The sequence below is a fragment of the Saezia sanguinis genome (assembly GCF_003991585.1).
Taxonomy (GTDB): domain Bacteria; phylum Pseudomonadota; class Gammaproteobacteria; order Burkholderiales; family Burkholderiaceae_C; genus Saezia; species Saezia sanguinis.
Map to the genome: position 1 here is coordinate 1 of NZ_PQSP01000037.1, position 297 is coordinate 297.

At 60.6% G+C, this 297-nt stretch carries 1 pseudogene; it reads right to left on the reverse strand.

From position 1 onward, the window contains the following. Positions 1-182: 182 nt before the first annotated feature. Positions 183-297, reverse strand: a pseudogene (gene rplK / locus CUZ56_RS14895) (50S ribosomal protein L11); the annotation flags it as partial.

The window sequence follows — 297 nt, forward strand, 5'->3', positions numbered from 1 at the left end:
GGAAGCCACCAGGGCCAGAGCCTCCTCCGGGGAGTACAGCTGGTCGACGTTCACCTTCTCAGCGGCTGCGCGATATGCCTTGCTGCGCTTCATATCTGGTTCCTTTCACCAGGTGTGGTGAGGGCAGCGCGTGCCCCTCCACAAAAATTGTTTGTGGGAAAACTGTCTGCGGGTTGGGCGCCTCAGGCCTCAACCTCGACGCCCATGGACCGAGCAGTACCAGCCACGATCTTCATGGCCGCCTCAACGTCGTTGGCATTGAGGTCTGGCATCTTAGCCTCGGCGATCTCACGGACC